At 60.2% G+C, this 21,558-nt stretch carries 17 protein-coding genes and 1 tRNA gene; 11 read left to right on the forward strand and 7 right to left on the reverse strand.

Translation table 11 applies throughout. The features are described from left to right. Positions 1-99: 99 nt before the first annotated feature. From EGJ27_RS05865 to EGJ27_RS05875, 3 genes are read right to left on the reverse strand one after another with little or no spacing between them, the layout of a single operon-like run. The gene (locus EGJ27_RS05865; protein ID WP_125829790.1) at positions 100-501 is read right to left on the reverse strand and encodes a biopolymer transporter ExbD; all 402 of its coding nucleotides are present in this window, start codon (positions 499-501) and stop codon (positions 100-102) included. Then, the gene (locus EGJ27_RS05870; RefSeq protein ID WP_125829791.1) at positions 501-1,208 is read right to left on the reverse strand and encodes a MotA/TolQ/ExbB proton channel family protein; all 708 of its coding nucleotides are present in this window, start codon (positions 1,206-1,208) and stop codon (positions 501-503) included. Before EGJ27_RS05870 ends, EGJ27_RS05865 begins: the two co-directional genes overlap by 1 nt. Before the next feature lie 47 nt (positions 1,209-1,255). After that, on the reverse strand, positions 1,256-2,077 hold the full coding sequence (locus EGJ27_RS05875; RefSeq protein WP_125829792.1) for an energy transducer TonB: 822 nt from the start codon (positions 2,075-2,077) through the stop codon (positions 1,256-1,258). 1,429 nt (positions 2,078-3,506) lie between these two features. On the opposite strand from EGJ27_RS05875, the gene EGJ27_RS25025 reads away from it, so the two are divergent. After that, positions 3,507-6,389 carry a hypothetical protein gene (locus EGJ27_RS25025; protein ID WP_256672679.1) on the forward strand — a complete coding sequence of 961 codons (2,883 nt, stop codon included), beginning with the start codon at positions 3,507-3,509 and terminating at the stop codon, positions 6,387-6,389. Positions 6,390-6,494: 105 nt separating this feature from the next. Next, complete coding sequence (locus EGJ27_RS05885) at positions 6,495-6,737, forward strand: hypothetical protein (RefSeq protein WP_125829793.1); 243 nt, start codon at positions 6,495-6,497, stop codon at positions 6,735-6,737. A 197-nt stretch (positions 6,738-6,934) separates the two neighbouring features. Here the strand turns inward: EGJ27_RS05885 and EGJ27_RS05890 are convergent. Beyond that, positions 6,935-7,011 (reverse strand) — tRNA-Arg (locus EGJ27_RS05890). A gap of 316 nt (positions 7,012-7,327) precedes the next feature. Between EGJ27_RS05890 and gabD the strand changes: the two genes are divergently transcribed. From gabD to EGJ27_RS05910, 3 genes are all read left to right on the forward strand, one after another. Further along, complete coding sequence (gene gabD / locus EGJ27_RS05895) at positions 7,328-8,770, forward strand: NADP-dependent succinate-semialdehyde dehydrogenase (RefSeq protein WP_125829794.1); 1,443 nt, start codon at positions 7,328-7,330, stop codon at positions 8,768-8,770. 190 nt (positions 8,771-8,960) lie between these two features. After that, positions 8,961-10,241, forward strand: a complete 1,281-nt coding sequence (gene gabT, locus EGJ27_RS05900; protein ID WP_125829795.1) for a 4-aminobutyrate--2-oxoglutarate transaminase — start codon at positions 8,961-8,963, stop codon at positions 10,239-10,241. A gap of 158 nt (positions 10,242-10,399) precedes the next feature. Next, positions 10,400-11,755, forward strand: a complete 1,356-nt coding sequence (locus tag EGJ27_RS05910) for an HDOD domain-containing protein (RefSeq protein ID WP_125829796.1) — start codon at positions 10,400-10,402, stop codon at positions 11,753-11,755. Positions 11,756-11,864: 109 nt separating this feature from the next. Here EGJ27_RS05910 and EGJ27_RS05915 read toward each other — a convergent pair whose 3' ends face one another. Both EGJ27_RS05915 and desA read right to left on the reverse strand, forming a co-directional pair. After that, positions 11,865-12,860, reverse strand: a complete 996-nt coding sequence (locus EGJ27_RS05915; protein WP_125829797.1) for a sensor domain-containing diguanylate cyclase — start codon at positions 12,858-12,860, stop codon at positions 11,865-11,867. A 131-nt stretch (positions 12,861-12,991) separates the two neighbouring features. Further along, positions 12,992-14,176, reverse strand: a complete 1,185-nt coding sequence (gene desA, locus EGJ27_RS05920) for a delta-9 fatty acid desaturase DesA (protein ID WP_125829798.1) — start codon at positions 14,174-14,176, stop codon at positions 12,992-12,994. Between the two features lie 162 nt (positions 14,177-14,338). Here desA and dibA point away from each other — a divergent pair, with 162 nt between their 5' ends. The 6 genes from dibA (at position 14,339) to EGJ27_RS05950 (ending at position 20,653) form a co-directional block, all read left to right on the forward strand. Continuing rightward, complete coding sequence (gene dibA, locus EGJ27_RS05925; protein ID WP_125829799.1) at positions 14,339-16,270, forward strand: phosphodiesterase DibA; 1,932 nt, start codon at positions 14,339-14,341, stop codon at positions 16,268-16,270. Positions 16,271-16,528: 258 nt separating this feature from the next. Then, complete coding sequence (gene oscA, locus EGJ27_RS05930) at positions 16,529-16,711, forward strand: sulfur starvation response protein OscA (RefSeq protein ID WP_056841250.1); 183 nt, start codon at positions 16,529-16,531, stop codon at positions 16,709-16,711. A gap of 142 nt (positions 16,712-16,853) precedes the next feature. Further along, entirely contained in the window at positions 16,854-17,861 is a 1,008-nt protein-coding gene (locus EGJ27_RS05935; protein ID WP_125829800.1) for a sulfate ABC transporter substrate-binding protein, read from the forward strand. A 94-nt stretch (positions 17,862-17,955) separates the two neighbouring features. Continuing rightward, positions 17,956-18,777: a sulfate ABC transporter permease subunit CysT gene (gene cysT / locus EGJ27_RS05940; RefSeq protein WP_125829801.1), complete on the forward strand. Its 822-nt coding sequence runs from the start codon at positions 17,956-17,958 to the stop codon at positions 18,775-18,777. 10 nt (positions 18,778-18,787) lie between these two features. Next, entirely contained in the window at positions 18,788-19,660 is an 873-nt protein-coding gene (gene cysW / locus EGJ27_RS05945; protein WP_125829802.1) for a sulfate ABC transporter permease subunit CysW, read from the forward strand. Positions 19,661-19,663: 3 nt separating this feature from the next. Beyond that, positions 19,664-20,653 (forward strand): sulfate/molybdate ABC transporter ATP-binding protein, encoded by a 990-nt coding sequence (locus EGJ27_RS05950; protein ID WP_125829803.1) that lies wholly within the window; start codon positions 19,664-19,666, stop codon positions 20,651-20,653. A gap of 43 nt (positions 20,654-20,696) precedes the next feature. Here the strand turns inward: EGJ27_RS05950 and EGJ27_RS05955 are convergent, their stop codons facing one another. After that, positions 20,697-21,443 carry an NRDE family protein gene (locus EGJ27_RS05955; RefSeq protein ID WP_125829804.1) on the reverse strand — a complete coding sequence of 249 codons (747 nt, stop codon included), beginning with the start codon at positions 21,441-21,443 and terminating at the stop codon, positions 20,697-20,699. Positions 21,444-21,558: the final 115 nt, after the last annotated feature.

A 21,558-nucleotide genomic window follows, 5' to 3' on the forward strand; every position in this document is an offset into this window, starting at 1 on the left:
GCTCCCCTCCAGGGGCCTGGCGGCCCACGGACGACCGTGTCCTCTCTGTCGAGAGGTTGGGAGTTGGGTTCAAAGGCTTCGCGGTGCGAAGCCCTCAGGTCATTTCGCCGTCATGACGGAGATCCTGGTGATGCCCGAGCGCTCGATGGACGCCATTGCCTTGGCCACCTGGCCGTAGTTGACGTCGGTGTCGGCCTGTAGCTGAACGCGAATGTCCGGGTCCTTGGCCTTCTCGTCTTGCAGGCTTTTTTCCAGCAGTTCGGGAGCGACTTCCGATTTGGCCAGGTAGAACTTGCCGTCCTGATCGACGCTGACCACCACCGGGTCTTTCTTCTCGGCCGGCGCCACCGCACCGGTCTTGGGCAGGTTGACCTTGATGGCGTTGGTCATCAGCGGCGTGGTGACGATGAACACCACCAGCAGCACGAGCATCACGTCCACCAGCGGCGTCACGTTCATCTCGCTGAGCACTTCATCGCTGTCTTGAGTAGAGAACGACATCAGCTGGCCTCCCGCACGGCGTGCGCCTGTTTGTTGGCGATGGGGTGACGATTGACGGCAAAGGCGCTGCGCTGGGCAAGGGCGTCGAAGTCGTGGGCGAAATCGTCCATGTCGGCCACCGCCAGCTTCAGTCGGCGCAGGAAGAAGTTGTAAATCAGCACTGCCGGTACGGCGACCGCGATACCCACGCCGGTGGCGATCAGTGCATGGCCGATGGGACCGGCCACGGCCTCAAGGCTGGCCGAACCGGTGATGCCGATGCTCTGCAGCGCTTCCATGATTCCCCAGACCGTCCCGAACAGACCGATAAAGGGCGCGGTGCTGCCGATACTGGCGAGCACCGCCTGACCGCTTTCCAGCGAACGCCGCTCTTTCTGGATCTGCTGGCGCAAGTTGCGCTCAAGCCGATCGGAGCGATTGATGGTGTGAGCCAGTTGCTGTGTGGTGCGCGGCGTTTCCTCGACCGCCATGGCTTCAAAGCCGCTGTTGGCGATGCGGGCCAGGGAGCCTGGGTATTGCGTGGAATGTTCCGCAGCCGTCAGCAGATCCGGCGCGCTCCAGAACGCTTTGGTGAACTGTTTGTTCTGGGTTTTCAGGCGCAGGTACTGAGCCGACTTGATCAGCAACAATGCCCAGCTCAGCACGGAGAACAGCACCAGCGCCCAGAGCACAGCCGGGACGATCAGGGAAGAAAGCGATTCGTTCATGATTTACACCTCACCAGCATGAAAAGTTGTCGGTTGTATGCGCCGGATCATTCCGGAAGCTTGAAATCGATGGTCTGGGTCGCGAAGCCTTCAATGGGCGTATCACCGCGCTTGGCTGGAATGAACTTCCAGTTGCGCACTGCTTCCACCGCTGCTTCATCCAGGGCGGGCTTGCCGCTGGACTTGGTGACTTCCACCGTGCCGGCACGGCCGTTGGGCAGTACCTTGATGCGCAGCACCACGCGGCCTTCCCAGTTGCGCCGCAACGCCAGAGACGGATATTCCGGCGGCGGATTGCCCAGGCTTGCCAGGCCGGACACCGCGGCGCTTTCCTTGACCGGGGCTGCCGGTGCAGGTGGCGCAGGCGTCGGCGCGGGTGGAGCCGGTGGGCTCGGCACGGCGGGCGGCATCGGTGGCGCCGGCGGCGTCGGCTTTTTCACCGGTTCCGGTTTCTTGACCGGTTTGGGTTTCTCGACCTTCGGTTTCTCCACCGGTTTGGGCGGCGGCTTCAGCGCGTCCGGGTCCTCGACTGGCTGTTCCGGCTCTGGAGGCGGCGGCGGTGGCGGAGGTGGTGGAGGTGGTGGTTCCGGCGGTGGCGGCTCGGGCGTCGGCGGTGTCGGGCTGGTCAGCTCGATCTGCATTTCAGGAACCTGAGGCGCCACTTCGGGCAGCTCCGCCTTGGCGGTCTGCATGTACCACCACACGACGCCATGAATCAGCACCGAAGCGGCAATCAACAGAATAGCTTGCGGCTTATTGAGCCCGCCTGGACGTGAAGTGTTGGCTTTGAAAGGAATGCTCGGCCACACCACATTAACTTCGCTGGGTGGCGTAACCGGTATCGCTTTCGTAGTTACCGCATCATTCATTAACGCTCCCTCTACGAGTGGAAGGGCAATAAAGCACCGGTCGAACATTAAGTGAAAGTTAGATTCGGAAAGACTGCACGTTCAGCAGGGTGAAAATCGGCTCGCCGCCCGGACAGTTACCGGGTGGATGGTCGAGCGAGTAGTCGGTCTATGGAGATGGCATCACGCTTCCCTGTTTAGTTGTTTGTTGTCGTCAGGCTAGTTGGGAACGCCTGAGATGACGCTTTGCAACCGCTATGCCAAGAAGCGCGGGAATCAACCCCCTGTAACGCCCGGATTAGAGCGGATGTCGCATTGCTGTAATTTTTTATCGAATGATCGTGCATCTGATCAGATGCCTTCTTATCTATAACGCGAGGCTCGTAAAATCGCGGGCGAACGAGTTCGTTCGGTCTTTTTGAATGATGTCAAAAAGACAGTTTATGTTTGACTAATAAGATGCTGCACCATTAGTGACAAACTAAGACTAAATTGGTGCAGGTAGACTAAGGGTCCATGAATATGCCTCTCTTTTTACGTGAAATAGAAAATTCAAATGACAAGCCAGTGCCCGGCATGACGCCACGCGCTCATTAACTTCTCTGCTTTAAATTGTCCGACAATATGGATGGTTAGTTGAGTCTTCGGTGTAGATGCGTTTCGAATGCCTGAATAAAGAGCGCAGTTATGCCTGGCGCTTCAAACAAGCCAAATTAAAAATGGTCGCAGGAGATGGCCGACTTCCGGTATGCGCCTGGAAGGGCCGATCAGCTAGGTAATGAGGGGTTCGCGCGTCGGGAATGGCGGAATATTTCGGATCAGGCTGGTGCAGCCTGTGAGAAACGCGGCAAGCAAAGGCTGTGAATGCGGCACGATGGATCTCCTTATCGGAGGCCGGGCTTGTGGTCCGGTCTCTGCACTGTTTGTGGACGCGGTAACGTCCCCTGACTGCAAGTTGGTGCGGATAAACACCTGTTTTGCAGCGAATGCCTGAGATTTCTGGCACGGGCGTTCCACAAGAAAAAACTGTGCCAATTTATGTCTATTTGTATCAGCAGCCTTACAGAACGTGTCCGGGGGCCGGTTCAGGCACTGCGCAGGAGCCGTCGATAGCGGTTTTCTGAGGGCGGACTTGCCCGCGAAGACTTGCGCGGACACCGCCGCTTGTGAATTCGCAACTTTTCACAACTCGTTCCGTCACTCCCCTTGTGCTTGATTTCAGGCGGCTGCGCAGCCCTGCATGTCCAATCTGCCATCAATGATCACCGGCTTTGCAGGCCGCTAGCGTCACAGAACGTTCATGCAGAGCGGTTCTCATGGGCGTGCCCCGGCGACCCCAAGGCTCGCCCTCATTATTTGCCAGTACAGCCAGTAGCAAGGCCCTGCGCCCGATCCGGGAAGGCTTCGGCAGCCACTGCACGTTTCTGGTGTCCTGCAGAAGGAGTAGACAATGACTGTCAAGCCAGCGAGTAACACAGACGTCGACGCCAAAGGAGGCTCGGACTCGGTCAACGCTTGGGAACAAGCCGCGCAACAGGCCAAGGATGCCGGTATCCGCTGGGAGCGACCCGCGGACGATCAGCGTTCTGCGCAGGACATCATCAATGACTCCCCGATTCTCAAGAACCTGGGTAACCAGAGTGGCGTGAAGGACAAGCTCAAGGAGCGTGTCGGTGATTTCGAGAAAGACCCGGATGCCGCCTACCGCGCTGTCCAGGTGCTGGAGCACGTCGAGAAATTCGACGAGAGCGGCAATCGCCTGGTCGGCGGCGACGTCGATAATGGCCAGGTCAACGGTTTCACCAAGGGCGGCGATGCGAAGCACGGCACTGAGGCGGGCCGTCTTCAGGACTTCGGGAAATACGGGTTCACCAATCTCAAGGGTGAGCTCAATCACGTCAGCGATGCGCCGGATAACACCCAGGCCCGCGAGCAGGCCGAGAAACTGGGCATCGTCTGGGAACTGCCGGCCAATGACAAACGCACCGCGCAGGAGATCATCGACGGCGATCCGCTGCTCAAGAATCTGGGTAACCAAAGCGGTGTGAGAGACATGCTCAAGGAGCGTGTCGGTGATTTCGAGAACGACCCGGACGCTGCCTATCGCGCCTCGCAAGTGCTTGAGCATATCGAAACCCACGATGCAGACGGTAAGGTGCTCACCGGTGGCGATGTCGGCAACGGCAGCATCAATGGCATGACCAAGGGCGGCGAAGCGAAGAACGGCACTGAAGCAGGTCGTCTTCAGGACTTCGGCAAATATGGTTTCGAATCCCTCAAGGCGCCTGAACTGACCGAGGACGAGAAAATTGATTTCGCTCGCGAGAAAGCCGGGCTGCCGCCGGCGAGCGAAGTGGACATCGGCAACCTGGAAACCACCACGGCCGACCCCGCCGACAAGAATGCCAGGTTGACGGTCAATGAAATGACCTGGCAAACCCTGATGAAGGACTGGAAGGCCGGCATCGACAACGGCACCATCGCCAAGGACGACGACCGCGCCAAACTCTACAATGCCTTGCGCGCCCAGGCGGCCAGCGAAAACGGCATGGACATGGTGGTGCTCGACATTTCCATGGGCCAGAACACCGGCAAGGCCACCGGCGACGATTTCTCTTCGATCATCGACCGCGCCAAGGTCGACGAACAGGTCGCCAGCCTGTTCGGCTCCGAAAGTGTTCAGAAAGACTTCCTCGCCCAACAGTCCAAGGCCATAGACGCCTTGCCCGACAAAGACGGCGTGCGGGAAAAACTGGAGAAGATGGCATTCTCCGAGGAATACTCGCGCTACCTGGCCGACCTCAAGGAGAGCGGTCAGGCTGAAACCGCAGAAGCAGATATCGCCAAGACCTATGCCTCGCTCACCGCGTTCGACCCGGAAAAAGCCGCTCAGTTTTCGCAACACCTGATGATCGAATCCACCACCATGGATCTCGACAAGCTCATGGCCGATCCGTCGCTGATCAGCGCTGACAACACGGCCCTGGCAACCCAGGACACCATCAAGACGCTGCTGACCGCGCTGAAAAAGGGCGGGATCGACATGACCCGCCGGACTGTCGAGACGGAGCGCTTCGTTCAGGAATTCCTCGGCGACAAGCAGACCGCCAAGGCCTTCGGCGATGCCCTGCAAGAGCTGGGCGCAACGTTCGCCAAAAACGGCACCGTGACCGCGGACGACATCGGCAAGGTCATGGGCAAGGACATCTACAAGACCTTGGGCGAGGGTGCCCACGGCAGCATGCTCAAGGCCATCACCGAACTCAACGGCAATGGCGCACTGGGTTCGGCCGGCGGCCTGATTTCCCTGGCGTCGGGCATCTACCAGCTCGCGGGCAAAGGCGGCACGCTCGCCGACACTCCGGAGGAACGTCTGGCCATCGCCAAGGATTTCGTCAGCGTTCTGGGTGCCGGTCAGCACTTCGTCAATCTGGGCAGCAATATCTTCGACAAAGTGAATGGCACCAACGTCAATCAGATGCTGGGCCTGGACAAGTCATTGCCACAGATTTTCGGCAAGGACATCCCGGAAGGTTCCGGCAGGAACATGAGTCTGGTGGAAGGCGACCTGAAGAAGATCTTCGAAGACTTCAACAGCGCCATCGATGCCGCGCCCGTACCGGACAAGGAAAAACTGGCCAGCAAACTGGACCTGACGCCTGAGCAATGGACCAAGCTCAACGACGGCTTCCGTGACGGGTTTGCGAAGAACCCTGGGCTCAATGGCAGCACGCCGACCACGCGCGGCGTTTCCGCGTTCCTGAGGGTCATGGACGCCGGCGCCAACACGTTCACCGGCGTCGCCGACCTGGTGCTGGGCGGCCTGAAGATCAAGTCCGGGCTGGCCAGCAACGACAAGGTCGCCGTAGCGCAAGGTGCGATTACCGTGGCGGCGGGCGCCTTCAACGTCGCCGGCGGCGGCGCGCAAATGGCCGCTGTCATGGGCGTCAACGCCGCGCGCGCCCTCGCCGGACCGCTGTTATGGGCCGGTGCCGCCTTGACCGTGGCGCTGACGCCGTTCCTCATCGTCGAAGACATCAAGCACAACAACCGCATGGACGCTCACCGCGACGACGTTGAAAACCTGTTCAAGGAACTCGACGCTCAAGGCCTGTTGACCAAGGACGGCCTGGAACGCTTCGAATTCCTCGACGAGTACATGTACAACTACGGCCAACGCGACGCGCCGGACGACAAGAGCGTGTTCGAATACCGCGACGAGGAATACCGCTTCTACGCCGACGAAGGCCACCTGCCCGAGGAAGGCTTCGACGACGTCGCGCATCATGACTTCGAAGGCGATGGGGCGAATCTGGATACGCAGATGAGTTAAGTCGCCATCCACTCCACGCCCACGAACGACCGCTCGTCATGTGTGTTGCACTTTGAGCGCCGATGTAATTTCCAAAGAACACCTATCCCGATCCGAGAGGTATCTATGGAACATCAAGAACTGGAACGCGAAGTATTGACCCGCCTGCTGCACGCTCATCCGAGCGGCCTGGGGAAAGAGATCCTGGATAACTATCGGGGTGAGAAGGCGGTACTGGAAGTGATCAAGCATTTCCAGGAGAAGAACTTCATTCAGGGCAATCCTGTGGAGCAGCAGGATTCGGCGCCGCACTATCCGATCAAGCTGACCAGCGCTGGCGTTGACGAAGCGAAAAAACTGGACAGCTGACGGCGTCAGCAGGGGTCGGGTGGTCGCACGTCTGTGACCGCCCGGCCAACTGGCCGATGCGTCGGTGCATGCCCACGACCGGATCAGGCGTCAAGCGCCCGCTGGAACGTGAGAGTGTGGAGGATATGTTTTGAAGTTCAGGAAGGATGCTGGATTCGGCTGAAGCGCCGACCCTTGGAGCCAAGGGGTAAAGAAGATGGTGCACCAGGCGGGATTCGAACCCACGACCCCTGCCTTCGGAGGGCAGTACTCTATCCAGCTGAGCTACTGGTGCAACGCGGGCGCCATAATACTCATCTGGGGTGCGGGCGTCCATGCTGGCGAACGACTGTTGTTGATTTCACACAATTTTCCGCGCAAACGCGTCGCTGATCCGATAATCCAGTCAATCGGCGTCAGAGCGTTCTTTTTTTCGAACGGCCTCTTGTCCTTTATCCCCGCAGTCCCTAGGATTCGTTTGACATTTCAAACGCTCATGTTCGGGTTCCGCTATTTGCGATGAGCGTGTTTTCCTGGCGGTGGCCTCCAAACAGGGTCATCGAAACCAATAGTTCGCTCCGCCCAAGCGCGGTGCTGTTTAGGAGGCCGACATGCAGCTCAAAGATTCCAGATTGTTCCGCCAGCAAGCCTATATCAATGGTCAGTGGCTGGATGCGGACGGTGGTCAGTCGATCAAGGTCAATAACCCTGCAACCAACGAGATCCTCGGCAGCGTCCCAAAGATGGGCGCGGCTGAAACCCGTCGTGCCATCGAAGCGGCCGACAAGGCGTTGCCGGCGTGGCGTGCGCTGACCGCCAAGGAACGCGGCAACAAGCTGCGCCGCTGGTTCGAACTGATGATCGAGAACCAGGACGACCTGGCCCAGCTGATGACCCTGGAACAGGGCAAGCCGCTGGCCGAAGCCAAGGGTGAAATCACTTATGCGGCCTCCTTCATCGAATGGTTCGCCGAGGAAGCCAAGCGCGTCTACGGCGACGTGATTCCAGGCCACCAGCCGGACAAGCGCCTGATCGTGCTCAAGCAGCCGATTGGTGTAACCGCCGCCATTACCCCGTGGAACTTCCCGGCCGCGATGATCACCCGCAAGGCCGGCCCGGCACTGGCTGCCGGCTGCACCATGGTGCTCAAGCCCGCTTCGCAGACCCCTTACTCGGCGCTGGCACTGGCTGAACTGGCCGAGCGCGCCGGTATTCCCGCAGGCGTATTCAGCGTCGTGACCGGCAGCGCCGGCGAAGTCGGCGGCGAGCTGACCGGCAACCCGATCGTGCGCAAGCTGTCGTTCACCGGTTCGACCGAAATCGGTCGTCAGTTGATGGCCGAATGCGCCAATGACATCAAGAAAGTCTCGCTGGAGCTGGGTGGCAACGCGCCCTTCATCGTGTTCGACGATGCCGACCTGGACAAGGCGGTCGAAGGCGCGATCATTTCCAAGTACCGCAACAACGGCCAGACCTGCGTCTGTGCCAACCGCATCTACGTGCAGGACGCGGTCTACGACGCATTCGCCGAGAAGCTGAAAGCGGCGGTCGCCAAGCTCAAGATCGGCAACGGCATGGACGAGGGCACCACCACCGGCCCGCTGATCGACGAAAAAGCGGTCGCCAAGGTCAAGGAACACATCGCCGACGCAGTCAGCAAGGGCGCAAAAGTGCTCTCCGGCGGCAACACCATCGAAGGCAACTTCTTCGAGCCGACCATTCTGGTCAACGTGACCAAGGACGCTGCCGTGGCCCGTGAAGAGACCTTCGGCCCGCTGGCGCCGCTGTTCCGCTTCAAGGATGAAGAAGAAGTGATCGCGATGGCCAATGACACCGAGTTCGGTCTGGCCTCGTACTTCTATGCTCAGAACATGAGCCGTGTGTTCCGCGTTGCTGAAGCGCTGGAGTACGGCATGGTCGGCATCAACACCGGCCTGATCTCCAATGAAGTCGCGCCGTTCGGCGGCATCAAGTCCTCGGGCCTGGGCCGTGAAGGCTCCAAGTACGGGATCGAAGATTATCTGGAAATCAAATACCTCTGCCTGTCGGTCTGATTCGCTCAGCCTGATGCAGAGGTGTTGCAGCCGATGGCGCGCGAGAGCGACGTGTCATCGGTTTTTTGCAGCACCCGCAACTTCTTGGTGGCCTGAAGCTGCAGCAGTCGATCATCGTATGCTGTTGCAGTTGACCCAGGCCGCTTGATCCTTGAACTACGCCGACCGATGAGCGGCGAATGAGGAAAACATGAGCAATACCAACGAATCCCTGATGCAACGCCGCCAGGCAGCCGTGCCACGTGGCGTCGGCCAGATCCACCCGATCTTCGCTGCCTCGGCGAAGAACTCCACCGTGACTGACGTTGAAGGTCGTGAATTCATCGACTTCGCCGGCGGCATCGCGGTGCTCAACACCGGCCACCTGCACCCGAAAATCATCGCGGCCGTGCAAGAGCAGCTGACCAAGCTGACGCACACCTGCTTCCAGGTGCTGGCCTACGAGCCGTATGTCGAGCTGTGCGAGAAAATCAATGCCAAGGTGCCCGGCGACTTCGACAAGAAGACCCTGCTGGTCACCACCGGCTCGGAAGCTGTGGAAAACGCCGTCAAGATTGCTCGTGCCGCCACTGGCCGCGCCGGCGTGATCGCCTTCACCGGCGCTTATCACGGCCGCACCATGATGACCCTGGGCCTGACCGGTAAGGTCGTGCCTTACTCGGCCGGCATGGGCCTGATGCCGGGCGGCATCTTCCGCGCGCTGTACCCGTGCGAGCTGCATGGCGTGAGCGTTGACGATTCCATTGCCAGCATCGAGCGCATCTTCAAGAACGACGCCGAGCCGAAAGACATCGCTGCGATCATCATCGAGCCGGTTCAGGGCGAGGGCGGTTTCTACGTTGCGCCGAAGGCGTTCATGCTGCGGCTGCGCGAGCTGTGCGACAAGCACGGTATCCTGCTGATCGCTGACGAAGTGCAGACCGGCGCCGGCCGTACCGGTACGTTCTTCGCCATGGAACAGATGGGCGTCGCACCAGACCTGACCACCTTTGCCAAGTCCATTGCCGGCGGCTTCCCGCTGGCCGGCGTCTGCGGCAAGACCGAATACATGGATGCCATCGCGCCGGGCGGCCTGGGCGGCACGTACGCCGGTAGCCCGGTTGCCTGTGCGGCTGCGCTGGCGGTGCTGGAAGTCTTTGAAGAAGAGCACCTGCTCGACCGCTGCAAAGCGGTTGGCGAGCGTCTGGTCTCGGGCCTCAAGGCGATTCAAGCCAGGCATCCGGTGATCGGTGATGTGCGGGCACTGGGCGCAATGATCGCTGTCGAGCTGTTCGAAGGCGGCGACTCGCACAAGCCCAACGCGGCGGCAGTGGCCCAAGTGGTCGCCAAGGCCCGTGACAAGGGGCTGATCCTGCTATCGTGCGGTACGTATGGCAATGTCCTGCGCGTGCTGGTGCCATTGACCGCCGAAGACGCATTGCTGGATAAAGGCCTGGCGATTCTGGACGAGTGTTTCGCTGAAATCGGCTGAAAACCGCAGGGTCACGAATTGATTAATTTGTGACCAAATGCCCGAAAAAAACCCGTTTCGACGGGTTTTTTTCGTTTGAATGGGGGTATTTCGGGGTTTTGGCTATATCCGGACGAAGGCATTGGCTAAGGTAAACGCATCGATGTCGGAGAGCCCTGATGACAGCTGTAGCTTTACCTGCCATACCGCGCGTCTTGATCGCGGAATCCGATCCTTGGGTTCGCGAAACGCTCAGTGATCTGGTCCTGGGCGTGCGTGCCGATGTCGAACTGCAGATGTGTACCGACGGCAAACAGGCTGTCGAGTGTATCAAGAAGCAGATCCCCGACCTGGTCATCGCTGCCCGCGAATTACCCGGCATTGACGGCCTGAGCCTGCTGCGTGGCGTGCGTAATCTGCGTCGGCAACCTGCGACACCCTTTATCCTGATCAGCAGTCGCAGCGACAGCGCCAGTGTTCGCGAAGTGCTACCCCTCGCGCCGACTGCTTACCTCACCAAACCCCTGAACACCGAGGGCCTGCGCCAGCGCCTGGAAGGTTTGTTGCTGGAGCGCCGTGCGCCTGTTCCAGGGGAAATACCGGCCCTCACCCCGGGCCTGACCCTGACCAAATTCATGGACAAGCGGCGCGAGGTGGCCGATGGCGCACCGCTGTTCGTTGATGTCTCCACGGCACTGAAACTGAGCCAGGGCGTGGCGGGTGTCGATGCTGTGTTGCTGGAGCAGGAACTGCGCAGCGATCCCCATATCACCGCCGTGCTCATCGCATCGGCCAACACCGCGGCCCAGCACTTGGGCAAACCCGTAACAACGCTGGGCGGCGCGCTTGCAGTGCTCGGCGCGGCTCAAGCTGCAACCATTGCTTCGGGGCTTTCGAAAAAGCGCATGGCAGCACTCACCGACGATGTGTTGCTGGGCAAGGCTCATCAGTTCTGGGCAATGTCACAACGCACCGCCGAATACGCCCGCATACTGGCCGGCATGCTGGAACTGGATGTCGAACGCTGCTTCTGCGCAGGGTTGTTGCAGTCGCTGGGCGATCTGGCGGTGTTGGGATGCCTGCAGGAATGGTTGCTGGCCGGTGGCGAGTTGAACGAAACCGTGATCGATCAGGCGCTCGATCAATATTCAGCAGCCTACGGCTCGGCGCTGCGCACTCGCTGGCGCCTGCCTCTGGAGCTGCGGGAGCTGATCGCGGCGGTGTACCAGTACAACACCGGGGTCTTCACCCGCGAAGTGCTGGCCATGAACCTGGCCGGGCAAATGGCGCGGCTGGGGGAGGAAGAAAGCGTCACTACGCTGATCAAGACCAAATCCGCCAAGCTGCTGAAACTGAGCGTTGGTGACTTGCAGCGGCTGCGCAAGAAGCTTACCGGAGTCACCGACCCCAGCCTGCTGGCGCCGATAGTGCCTGAGCCTGAAACGCCGGACGAGCCCGATCTACTCGACCTGGCGCCCGAACCGCCCGCCGAAGTCCAGCAAGTCGAAGAAGCGGTGCCGGCCCCGAAGCCGTAGGACCGAGCTTTCTCGCGATTTGCCGCATAGTGGCAACGAATCAGGCCAACCACCGCGTCGTGAAGCTCTCGCCAGCAAGCTGGCTCCTACCGAAATAGCGTGTCGGGTTTCACACCAGCACTATCTGGTTCTTGCCCTGGCGCTTGGCCTGATACATGGCGCCGTCGGCGCGGGCGTAAAGGGCTTCAAGGCTGGAATCGTCCTTGCCCAGGTTGGTCAGGCCCAGGCTTGCGGTAATTCCGAAACTGACCGTCCCGCACTGGAATTGCTGACGCTGAATCTCGCGTTGCAGACGCTCGGCAATCTGCATGGCCATTTCCGGAGCGCAGCCGGGGAAGACTGCTGCGAATTCCTCACCGCCGATACGCCCGAACAGATCGCCACGACGCAGCGCCGAACGGCCGCTTTCGGCAATGCGCTGCAACACCGTGTCGCCTTCCTGGTGACCGTAGGTGTCGTTCACCAGTTTGAAGTCATCGATATCCAGCAGCAGGAACGCCAGCGGTGTGCCGTTGAGGCGCGCCAGTTCGAATTCACGCTGGGCGCATTCGAAGAAGTGCCGGCGGTTGCTGCTCTGGGTCAGCACATCGGTGGTCGCCAGGCGCTGGAGTTCGTCTTCCAGCTGCTTCTTCTCGGTGATGTCTTCGGCGATGCCGACCACGATCAGGCGCTGGCTCGCATCGGAGCGATGGCTGACGAAACACTTGTCGCTCAGCCAGCGCACTTCACCATCGGCGCGAATGATGCGGTATTCGCGATCCTCGATGGAGCCCTTTTCGATCACTTCGCTGAGGCTGCGCTCTGCATAGTTCAGATCGTCCGGGTAGATGCTGTCGCGCCATTCGCTGTAGTCGGCCAGCAGCAAACCGGCCGAGCGCCCGAAAATGCGCTCATATGCGGGGCTGACATAGACCATGCGCTGGGTTTCCCAGTCGAAGGCCCACAACACCGCATTGACGCTGACCAGCAAGGAACTGAACAGCTGTTCGCGCTCGCTCAGTCGCGCGACTTCCGCCTGCGCATGCATGAGCGCGAGCAACGTTTCCGCAGCGGCGGGCATCTCGGTTATAGGGGTAACAGGCGGGGTTGCTGTGTGTTTGTCCATAAGCCGGATCTCAACGACGTGCGGCACATGCCGACATCCCCCAAACGATCATGGGTAAGCTGATGAGATAGGAATTACGGAGGGAAGTTCCGGATCAGGCGCGCCCTTGAAGGGCGCGCTGATTAACGGCGTCAGGCGTGCGCGGGGCGCAGCGAGTAGGTTTTCAGCTGGCTGGCAAAGTCGCGCAGCGACTGGATACCGCTGGCTTCGGCTTCATGAACCCATTCCTTGATGGCCGACAGCATGTCGTGGCCGTTGCTGCTGGTCTTGACCCAGATCTGCTGCAACGCCAGGCGTTTTTCGTAGATCACTTTCAGCGCCTGGCTATGCTCCAGCATGGTCTGGATGCGCGCGTGATGCTGATCTTCCAGCAGGCTGGTTTCACGGGAAAGCAGGCGTTTGGCGCGGTGGAACTGATGGCGCACCGACGCATCGGCCTTGGACAGTTCCTGGGCAACCAGCGGCGCGATCACCAGCTTGCGGTACTGCGCCATGATCTGGAAGCGGTTGTTGAGGATCGCCATGGCCGTGTCCATGTCCATGCTGCCCTTGCCCTCGACCCGATGGGCGATAGGCGCGACGCGCTGCACCTTGGCCAGACCCAGGAAACTGAACGCCTTGATCCAGGCCCAGCCCATGTCGAACTCCCATGGCTTGACCGACAGCTTGGCCGAGTTGGGGTAAGTGTGGTGGTTGTTATGCAGCTCTTCACCACCGATCACGATGCCCCATGGCACCAGATTGGTCGCCGCATCGCGGCATTCAAAATTCCGGTAGCCGACCGCGTGGCCGAGCCCGTTGACCACGCCGGCGGCCCAGAATGGAATCCACATCATCTGCACCGCCCAGACGGTGATGCCGATGGCGCCGAACAGCGCAACGTCGATGACCGCCATCAGGGCGATACCCAGCAGCTTGTAACGCGAGTACAGGTTGCGCTCGATCCAGTCTTCGGGGCAGTTCTTGCCGTAGATACGCAGGGTGTCCTGGTTCTGCGCCTCTTCACGGTACAACTCGGCACCTTTGCGAAGCACTGTGGACAAACCTTTGACGACCGGGCTGTGCGGGTCGTCGACGGTCTCGCATTTTGCGTGATGCTTGCGGTGGATTGCGGTCCACTCGCGAGTGTTCTGCGCCGTGGTCAGCCACAGCCAGAAACGGAAAAAGTGTTTGAGCCCTGCATTGAGTTCCAGGGAGCGGTGCGCCGAGTAACGATGAAGATAAACCGTCACACCGACGATGGTCACGTGGGTCATCGCCAGCGTAACTGCTATTACCTGCCAGACGGAAAGGTCGAGCAAACCGTTGTACCACATAGGCTGTTGGGCCCTCGAGAAGACACTCGTGTCATGAAGAAAAATGTAACAGGGCGCATTATCTCTGAGCCTGCACAGAAAACCAGTCACGCAGGCAGATAAGCGTCGCAGGATGTTTCTTGATTTATAATCCGTTCTTTTCGTAAGGCTTTTCGTTTTCTTATGACAGATACATCTCGTGATGCGCTTCGGACGGCGCTCTGGTACGGCACGCTATCGATTTTCTGGCTGACGGCAAGCGGCGTTCTGTTGCCCTATTTCATCGAGGACCCCACCCGTTTGGCATTCTGGAACCGGATGAATGGTCTGGGCTGGGTGCTGTTCAGTACGGTGATGATCTACATGGTGCGCAGTCGGGTGCCGGCTTCTGTCCGTGTCCGGGAACAGCCGCCACGGCAGCCGGAGGATCATGACCGTGTGCGTCTGGCCGCAGCGGTCTTCGACAGCACACGCGAGGGCGTGCTGGTCAGCGATGCCGGCGGCAACATCACCCACGTCAATCGCGCTTTCGTTGAAATCACCGGCTACCAGCCCGAGGAAGTGCTGGGTTTCAATCCCAGCAAGTTCAAGTCCGGCCGCCACGGCCCGGAATTCTACCGGCACATGTATCGCTCGATACTCAGCGTCGGGGAATGGAGCGGAGAAATCTGGAATCGACGCAAGAGCGGCGAGGTTTATCCGCAGTGGCAAAGCATTCGCGGGATCAAGGACGACACCGGCCAGCTCAAGCATTATGTTGCCGTGTTCTCGGACCTGACGGCGATCAAGCGCTCTGAGCAGGAACTGGTACAGCTGACTCATTACGACGCGCTGACCCAGCTTCCGAATCGTTTGTTGTTCACCGACCGCACAGCCCAGGCGCTGACGTCTGCCCGGTCGAGCAAGCGCGGTTGCGCTCTGTTGCTGATCGACCTGGACCATTTCAAGAACATCAACGACAGCCTTGGTCATACGGTGGGCGACGACGTGCTCAAGGCGGTGGCGGATCGTCTCAAAAGCTTGTTCGACGGTGACATGACCCTGGCGCGGCTGGGCGGCGATGAGTACGGGTTGTTGGTCAAGAACTGCCAGCAGGCAGTGCAGGCCGCAGCCTTGGCGCAACGCATGGTCGATGCGTTCAGAAAGCCGTTTCTGCTGGACGGGCATCAGCTGTTCATCACCGCGAGTATCGGCATCAGCCTGTTTCCCGGCGATGCGCAGTCAGCGCTGCAACTGCTGCGCAACGCCGATTCCGCGCTGTTCAAGGCCAAGAGTGACGGGCGTGAAGGCTACGCGCTGTATACCGAGGAACTCACTGCCCATGCGCAGCAGCGTGTCGAACTGGCCAGCGAACTGCGCCGCGCCATCGACCAGCAGGAACTGCGGGTTTTCTATCAGCCGATCCATGACTTGAATACCCGGCGCATCACAGGCGTCGAAGCGTTGGTGCGCTGGCAGCATCCGCAGCGCGGGATGGTGTCGCCGGCCGAATTCATCCCCATTGCCGAGCAGAGCGGGCTGATCGCCGATATCGACGCCTGGGTATTGAACACGGCCTGCCGACAGATGCGTAGCTGGCTGGCGGCAGGTGTGCAGATTTCCTTCGTTGCTGTGAACGTATCCAGCCGCCTGTTCACCCACGGCGATCTGCACTGCCGGGTAGCCGAAGCCCTTTTGCACAGTGGTCTGGACCCTTCCTTTCTGGAACTGGAAGTCACCGAAAGTGCGGTCATGGACGATCCCGAACAAGCCATCGAGCAAATGCACAGGCTGCGTGCGCTGGGGCTGAGCCTGGCCATCGATGATTTCGGCACGGGGTATTCGTCGCTCCTGCGGCTCAAGCGCATGCCGGTGCAAAAGCTCAAGATCGATCAGGGCTTTGTTGCCGGGCTGCCCGGTGGTGAAGACGATATCTCGATTGTGCGGGTGATCATCGCGCTGGCGCGCAGCATGAACATGCGAGTGCTGGCCGAAGGCATCGAGCAGGCGGATCAGGCGAGATTCCTGCTGGAGAACGGCTGCCAACTGGGCCAAGGCTACTGGTTTGCCCGGCCGATGCCCGCCGAACAGATCGATTGGTGCAGCGCGCCGGATTTCCAGATCATCCCATCTTGATCGTAGGAACAGACCGGGCGGCGCTCCGCTTGTCCGCGAATACATAGGTACAGGCGCAACCGATGCATTGGCTGTACTGGTGTCTTCGCGGACAAGTCCGCTCCCACGGGCAATTCCCCGTTAATTCAATTTAGTTATATCTGCATTCTTAAATAGTCTTTTTAAGAATATCTCTGTGTCTCTAATATCTCCTCACCGCCCACGCTCATCGCTCCCCAGTCGCGATGGCAGGCCTCTCAAATTTCAAGGAATACGATTATGAGCGCATCTCTACGTAGTGTTGACGGTCAGGACGAAGCAGCGATTCTGCGTGAGATTCAGAGTGCGTTGCGTGACCTGCGTTTTGGCGCCGTCGAAATCACCGTGCACAACGCTCAGGTGGTGCAGATCGAGCGCAAGGAAAAGTTTCGTTTGCAGAACTCGGGCACCAAGCCCAACTGACGCTTCACCCGACTGGTTAACCGGAGGGCTTCACCTTGACTCCTGATACACCGCTGTACAGCAGCGCACTCTGTCGAACGCGGCACTGACGCGCGAAGAAAAATCATAAAGCCAACACATAGAATTCCCAGGAGCTTTACCCATGTCGATTCGTCGTTTTGCTCTGGCTGCACTGGCCAGTGCGGTTTTCGCAGGTTCCGCCGTAGCCAAGGATTACGAGTTGCTCAACGTGTCGTATGACCCGACGCGCGAGCTGTATCAGGAATACAACGCTGAATTCGCCAGCCATTGGAAAAAGGCGCATCCGGACGACACCGTTACCATCAAGCAATCCCACGGCGGTTCGGGCAAGCAGGCCCGCGGCGTGATCGATGGCCTGCGGGCCGACGTCGTGACCCTGGCCCTGGCCGGTGACATCGACGAAATCGCCAAGCTCGGCAAAACCCTGCCTGAAAACTGGCAGACCCGCCTGCCGGAAGCCAGCACGCCGTATACCTCGACCATCGTGTTCCTGGTGCGCAAGGGCAACCCCAAAGGCATCAAGGACTGGGGCGACCTGATCAAGAAAGACGTTTCGGTCATCACACCAAACCCGAAAACCAGCGGCGGTGCGCGCTGGAACTTCCTGGCCGCCTATGGCTATGGTCTGAAGAGCGGCGGCAGCGATGCCAAAGCGCAGGAGTACGTGAAGGAGCTGTTCAAGCATGTGCCGATCCTGGACACCGGCGCTCGTGGTTCGACCATCACTTTTGTCAACAACGGCCAGGGTGATGTGCTGCTGGCATGGGAAAACGAAGCGTTCCTGGCGTTGAAAGAAGACGGCGGCGCGGATAAGTTCGACATCGTCGTACCTTCGCTGTCGATCCTGGCGGAGCCTCCTGTCGCGGTAGTCGACAAGAATGCCGAGAAGAAGGGCAATACCGAAGTCGCGACCGAATACCTCAAGCACCTGTACAGCAAGCAGGGCCAGGAAATCGCGGCGAAGAACTTCTACCGTCCGCGTGACGCCGAAATCGCTGCCAAGTACGAAAAACAGTTCCCCAAACTGAACCTGCTGACTATCGACAAAGACTTCGGCGGCTGGAAAACTGCCCAACCGAAATTCTTCAACGACGGCGGTGTGTTCGACCAGATCTACCAGGCGCAGTAACCTGCGGATGACGCCGCCTGGCGCGGCGTTTCCATCTGGTCTAGTGGCCCGGGCTTATGTCCGGGCTTTGACGTAAGTAAAACCAGGGTTCTCTATGTCACGTCGTATCTCCCCCGTCATACCCGGCTTCGGGCTGACGCTGGGCTACACCTTGGTGTACCTCAGTCTGATTGTGCTCATCCCGCTGGCGGCCATGTTCGTGCATGCCGCGCAGCTGACCTGGGATCAGTTCTGGACCATCATCACCGCCCCGCGGGTGGTCGCCGCCCTGAAACTGAGTTTCGGCACCGCGTTCTTTGCGGCCCTCATCAATGGTGTGATCGGCACGCTACTGGCCTGGGTATTGGTGCGCTACACCTTTCCCGGTCGCAAGATCATCGATGCGATGATCGATCTGCCGTTCGCGCTGCCGACGGCCGTAGCCGGTATCGCCCTGACTGCGCTGTACGCGCCGAACGGCCTGGTCGGGCAGTTCGCCACCGACCTGGGCTTCAAGATCGCCTATACCCCGCTGGGCATTACCCTGGCGCTGACCTTCGTGACCATGCCGTTCGTGGTGCGCACGGTGCAGCCGGTGCTGGCCGACATCCCGCGTGAAGTCGAGGAAGCCGCCGCTTGCCTGGGCGCTCGCCCGTTGCAGGTGTTTCGCCACATTCTGGTGCCGGCCTTGCTGCCTGCCTGGCTGACCGGCTTCGCCCTGGCGTTTGCCCGTGGCGTCGGCGAGTACGGTTCGGTGATCTTCATCGCCGGCAACATGCCGATGAAGACTGAAATCCTGCCGCTGTTGATCATGGTCAAGCTCGACCAGTACGACTACACCGGGGCCACCGCCATCGGCGTGATGATGCTGGTGGTGTCCTTCATTCTGCTGCTGCTGATCAACTTGTTGCAGCGTCGCATCGAAACCCCGGCCTGAGGAGGCGAGCATGTCTGGTTCATCGGTAAGTGCCGCTGTCTCGGCCAACGACGCTCGTCGTGGCAATGCAGTAGCGCGTCGTGTATTGATCGGTCTTGGCTGGGTGATTTTCGCCCTGTTCCTGGGCCTTCCCCTGTTTATCGTGGTGTCCCAGGGTCTGAAGAACGGCCTGGGCGCCTTCATGTCGGCAATTCTTGAACCCGATGCCTTGTCCGCCTTGAAACTCACGGTCATCGCCGTGCTGATTTCGGTGCCGCTCAACCTGGTGTTCGGGGTGAGTGCCGCCTGGTGCGTGAGCAAGTACTCGTTTCGCGGCAAGAGCATCCTGGTGACCCTGATCGACCTGCCGTTCTCGGTCTCGCCGGTCATCGCCGGTCTGGTCTACGTGCTGATGTTTGGCGCGCAGGGCCTGTTCGGGCCGTGGTTGCAGGATCACGACATCCAGATCGTGTTTGCGTTGCCGGGCATCGTGCTGGCGACCATCTTCGTCACCGTACCGTTCGTGGCCCGTGAGCTGATCCCGCTGATGCAGGAGCAGGGCACGCAAGAGGAAGAAGCGGCGCGGCTGCTGGGCGCCAACGGCTGGCAGATGTTCTGGCATGTGACCGTGCCGAACATCAAATGGGGCCTGATCTACGGCGTGGTGCTGTGTACCGCCCGGGCGATGGGTGAGTTCGGCGCGGTGTCGGTGGTGTCCGGCCACATCCGCGGCGTTACCAATACCCTGCCGCTGCACGTCGAAATCCTCTACAACGAGTACAACCACGTGGCGGCCTTTGCCGTGGCAAGCCTGTTGCTGATCCTGGCGCTGTTCATCCTGCTGCTCAAGCAGTGGAGCGAATCCCGCATTAACCGTCTGCGCCAAAGCGCGGCGGAGGAATAATTCATGTCGATCGAAGTCCGTAATGTCAGCAAGAATTTCAACGCCTTCAAGGCGCTGAACAGCATCAACCTGGATATCCACAGCGGCGAGCTGGTGGCCTTGCTCGGCCCGTCAGGCTGCGGCAAGACCACCTTGCTGCGTATCATCGCCGGCCTGGAAACCCCGGACGCCGGCAGCATCGTATTCCATGGTGAAGACGTCTCCGGCCACGACGTGCGCGACCGCAACGTCGGGTTCGTCTTCCAGCACTACGCGCTGTTCCGCCACATGACGGTGTTCGATAATGTCGCTTTCGGCCTGCGCATGAAGCCCAAGAACCAGCGCCCGAACGAGACCCGGATTGCCGAGAAAGTCCACGAGCTGCTGAACATGGTTCAGCTGGACTGGCTGGCAGACCGCTACCCCGAGCAGCTGTCCGGCGGCCAGCGCCAGCGTATCGCGCTGGCCCGTGCCCTGGCGGTAGAACCCAAGGTGCTGTTGCTGGATGAGCCGTTCGGCGCGCTGGATGCCAAGGTCCGCAAGGAGCTGCGCCGCTGGCTGGCGCGCTTGCACGAAGACATCAACCTGACGTCCGTGTTCGTGACCCACGACCAGGAAGAAGCCATGGAAGTGGCCGACCGCATTGTGGTGATGAACAAGGGCGTGATCGAGCAGATCGGCTCGCCGGGTGACGTCTATGAAAACCCGGCCAGCGACTTCGTCTACCACTTCCTCGGCGATTCGAACCGTCTGAGCCTGGGCGAGGACAACCATGTGCTGTTCCGTCCGCATGAAGTATCGCTGTCGCGTCAGGAGCTGGAAGATCACCACGCCGCTGAGGTGCGGGACATTCGTCCGCTGGGCGCCACGACCCGGATCACCTTGAAGGTCGAAGGTCAGAGCGATCTGATCGAGGCCGAAGTGGTCAAGGATCACGACAGCCTTGCCGGGCTGGCGCGGGGCGAGACGCTGTTCTTCAAGCCCAAGGTCTGGCAGAAAGTCTCCAGCGTCTAGTCGTCGCCGTACTCGTTCCCACGTTCGCGTGGGAACGCCTTGCTCAGAGCTTCAACTCCACTTCCCCCAACCGCGCGCCATACGGCCCGAAGCTGTGCTCGATCATCTGTCGGCTGCCGTCGGCATTGACGATCAGTACGGTGCTGGCGCGGGTGCCGTAGTGCGGGCTGGCGATGAACACGCTCGATAGCAGCGTTTCGGTTGCCAGGCCGACGCCGGTGTTGGGCAGGTCGGCTTGCGCAGCGGGCGTCGGGTCATGCAGCAATTGCAGAAGCGCTGCAGGCTGCGGGTCGTCCAGCTGTGCGGACAATGCGGTTCTGGCTTTGAGCAGCTTGGGCCACGGTGTGTTAAGCCCTGCGTTGGATACGCCGTAGACGCCTGATTCGAGCCGGATCGGCAGCGGTTCTACCGAACTGAGGTAATACAGGTGCTGGGCATCACCCACCAATAGATTGAACCCTGTGTATTCAGCGGCCCGGCTCGCGGTTTCGGCGAGGAAGTCTTCAAGCGAACGGCCACCGTTCAGGTATCGGGCAACCAGCTCGCCCCTGGAGCGCAGGCCGATTGACTGGTTGGGGTCGCGGATATTGGTCAGCGCCGCGAAACGCCCGTTCGCGCTGATCCCCATCCAGCTGCCGCCCGCTTCCAGATCGCGGCCGGCGTAGATCTGCGGCGCGTCGGGCCATTGCGCCAGTGCCAGAGTCGGACGGGCATAGAATTCGTCACGGTTGGCCGCCACGATCAGCGGCCGTGGGTCGGACGGGCGCCAGGCAAAGACGATCAGGCACATGGGCTACTCCTTTTTTCAGCCACTCTACGCAGACAACGGCTGCACATCCATCGCGCGCTGCTAGAGCATCAAGCCTCGCTCCGGTAACATGCGCGACCGGCGAAGCGTCCGGGTA

The sequence above is a fragment of the Pseudomonas sp. v388 genome, from assembly GCF_003935425.1.
Taxonomy (GTDB): Bacteria; Pseudomonadota; Gammaproteobacteria; order Pseudomonadales; family Pseudomonadaceae; genus Aquipseudomonas.

Bases quoted from the DNA above. Each gene is read 5' to 3' on its own strand.
- EGJ27_RS05865 (WP_125829790.1), bottom strand. From the start codon at position 501: ATGTCGTTCTCTACTCAAGACAGCGATGAAGTGCTCAGCGAGATGAAC.
- EGJ27_RS05870 (WP_125829791.1), bottom strand. From the start codon at position 1,208: ATGAACGAATCGCTTTCTTCCCTGATCGTCCCGGCTGTGCTCTGGGCG.
- EGJ27_RS05875 (WP_125829792.1), bottom strand. From the start codon at position 2,077: ATGAATGATGCGGTAACTACGAAAGCGATACCGGTTACGCCACCCAGC.
- EGJ27_RS25025 (WP_256672679.1), top strand. From the start codon at position 3,507: ATGACTGTCAAGCCAGCGAGTAACACAGACGTCGACGCCAAAGGAGGC.
- EGJ27_RS05885 (WP_125829793.1), top strand. From the start codon at position 6,495: ATGGAACATCAAGAACTGGAACGCGAAGTATTGACCCGCCTGCTGCAC.
- gabD (WP_125829794.1), top strand. From the start codon at position 7,328: ATGCAGCTCAAAGATTCCAGATTGTTCCGCCAGCAAGCCTATATCAAT.
- gabT (WP_125829795.1), top strand. From the start codon at position 8,961: ATGAGCAATACCAACGAATCCCTGATGCAACGCCGCCAGGCAGCCGTG.
- EGJ27_RS05910 (WP_125829796.1), top strand. From the start codon at position 10,400: ATGACAGCTGTAGCTTTACCTGCCATACCGCGCGTCTTGATCGCGGAA.
- EGJ27_RS05915 (WP_125829797.1), bottom strand. From the start codon at position 12,860: ATGGACAAACACACAGCAACCCCGCCTGTTACCCCTATAACCGAGATG.
- desA (WP_125829798.1), bottom strand. From the start codon at position 14,176: ATGTGGTACAACGGTTTGCTCGACCTTTCCGTCTGGCAGGTAATAGCA.
- dibA (WP_125829799.1), top strand. From the start codon at position 14,339: ATGACAGATACATCTCGTGATGCGCTTCGGACGGCGCTCTGGTACGGC.
- oscA (WP_056841250.1), top strand. From the start codon at position 16,529: ATGAGCGCATCTCTACGTAGTGTTGACGGTCAGGACGAAGCAGCGATT.
- EGJ27_RS05935 (WP_125829800.1), top strand. From the start codon at position 16,854: ATGTCGATTCGTCGTTTTGCTCTGGCTGCACTGGCCAGTGCGGTTTTC.
- cysT (WP_125829801.1), top strand. From the start codon at position 17,956: ATGTCACGTCGTATCTCCCCCGTCATACCCGGCTTCGGGCTGACGCTG.
- cysW (WP_125829802.1), top strand. From the start codon at position 18,788: ATGTCTGGTTCATCGGTAAGTGCCGCTGTCTCGGCCAACGACGCTCGT.
- EGJ27_RS05950 (WP_125829803.1), top strand. From the start codon at position 19,664: ATGTCGATCGAAGTCCGTAATGTCAGCAAGAATTTCAACGCCTTCAAG.
- EGJ27_RS05955 (WP_125829804.1), bottom strand. From the start codon at position 21,443: ATGTGCCTGATCGTCTTTGCCTGGCGCCCGTCCGACCCACGGCCGCTG.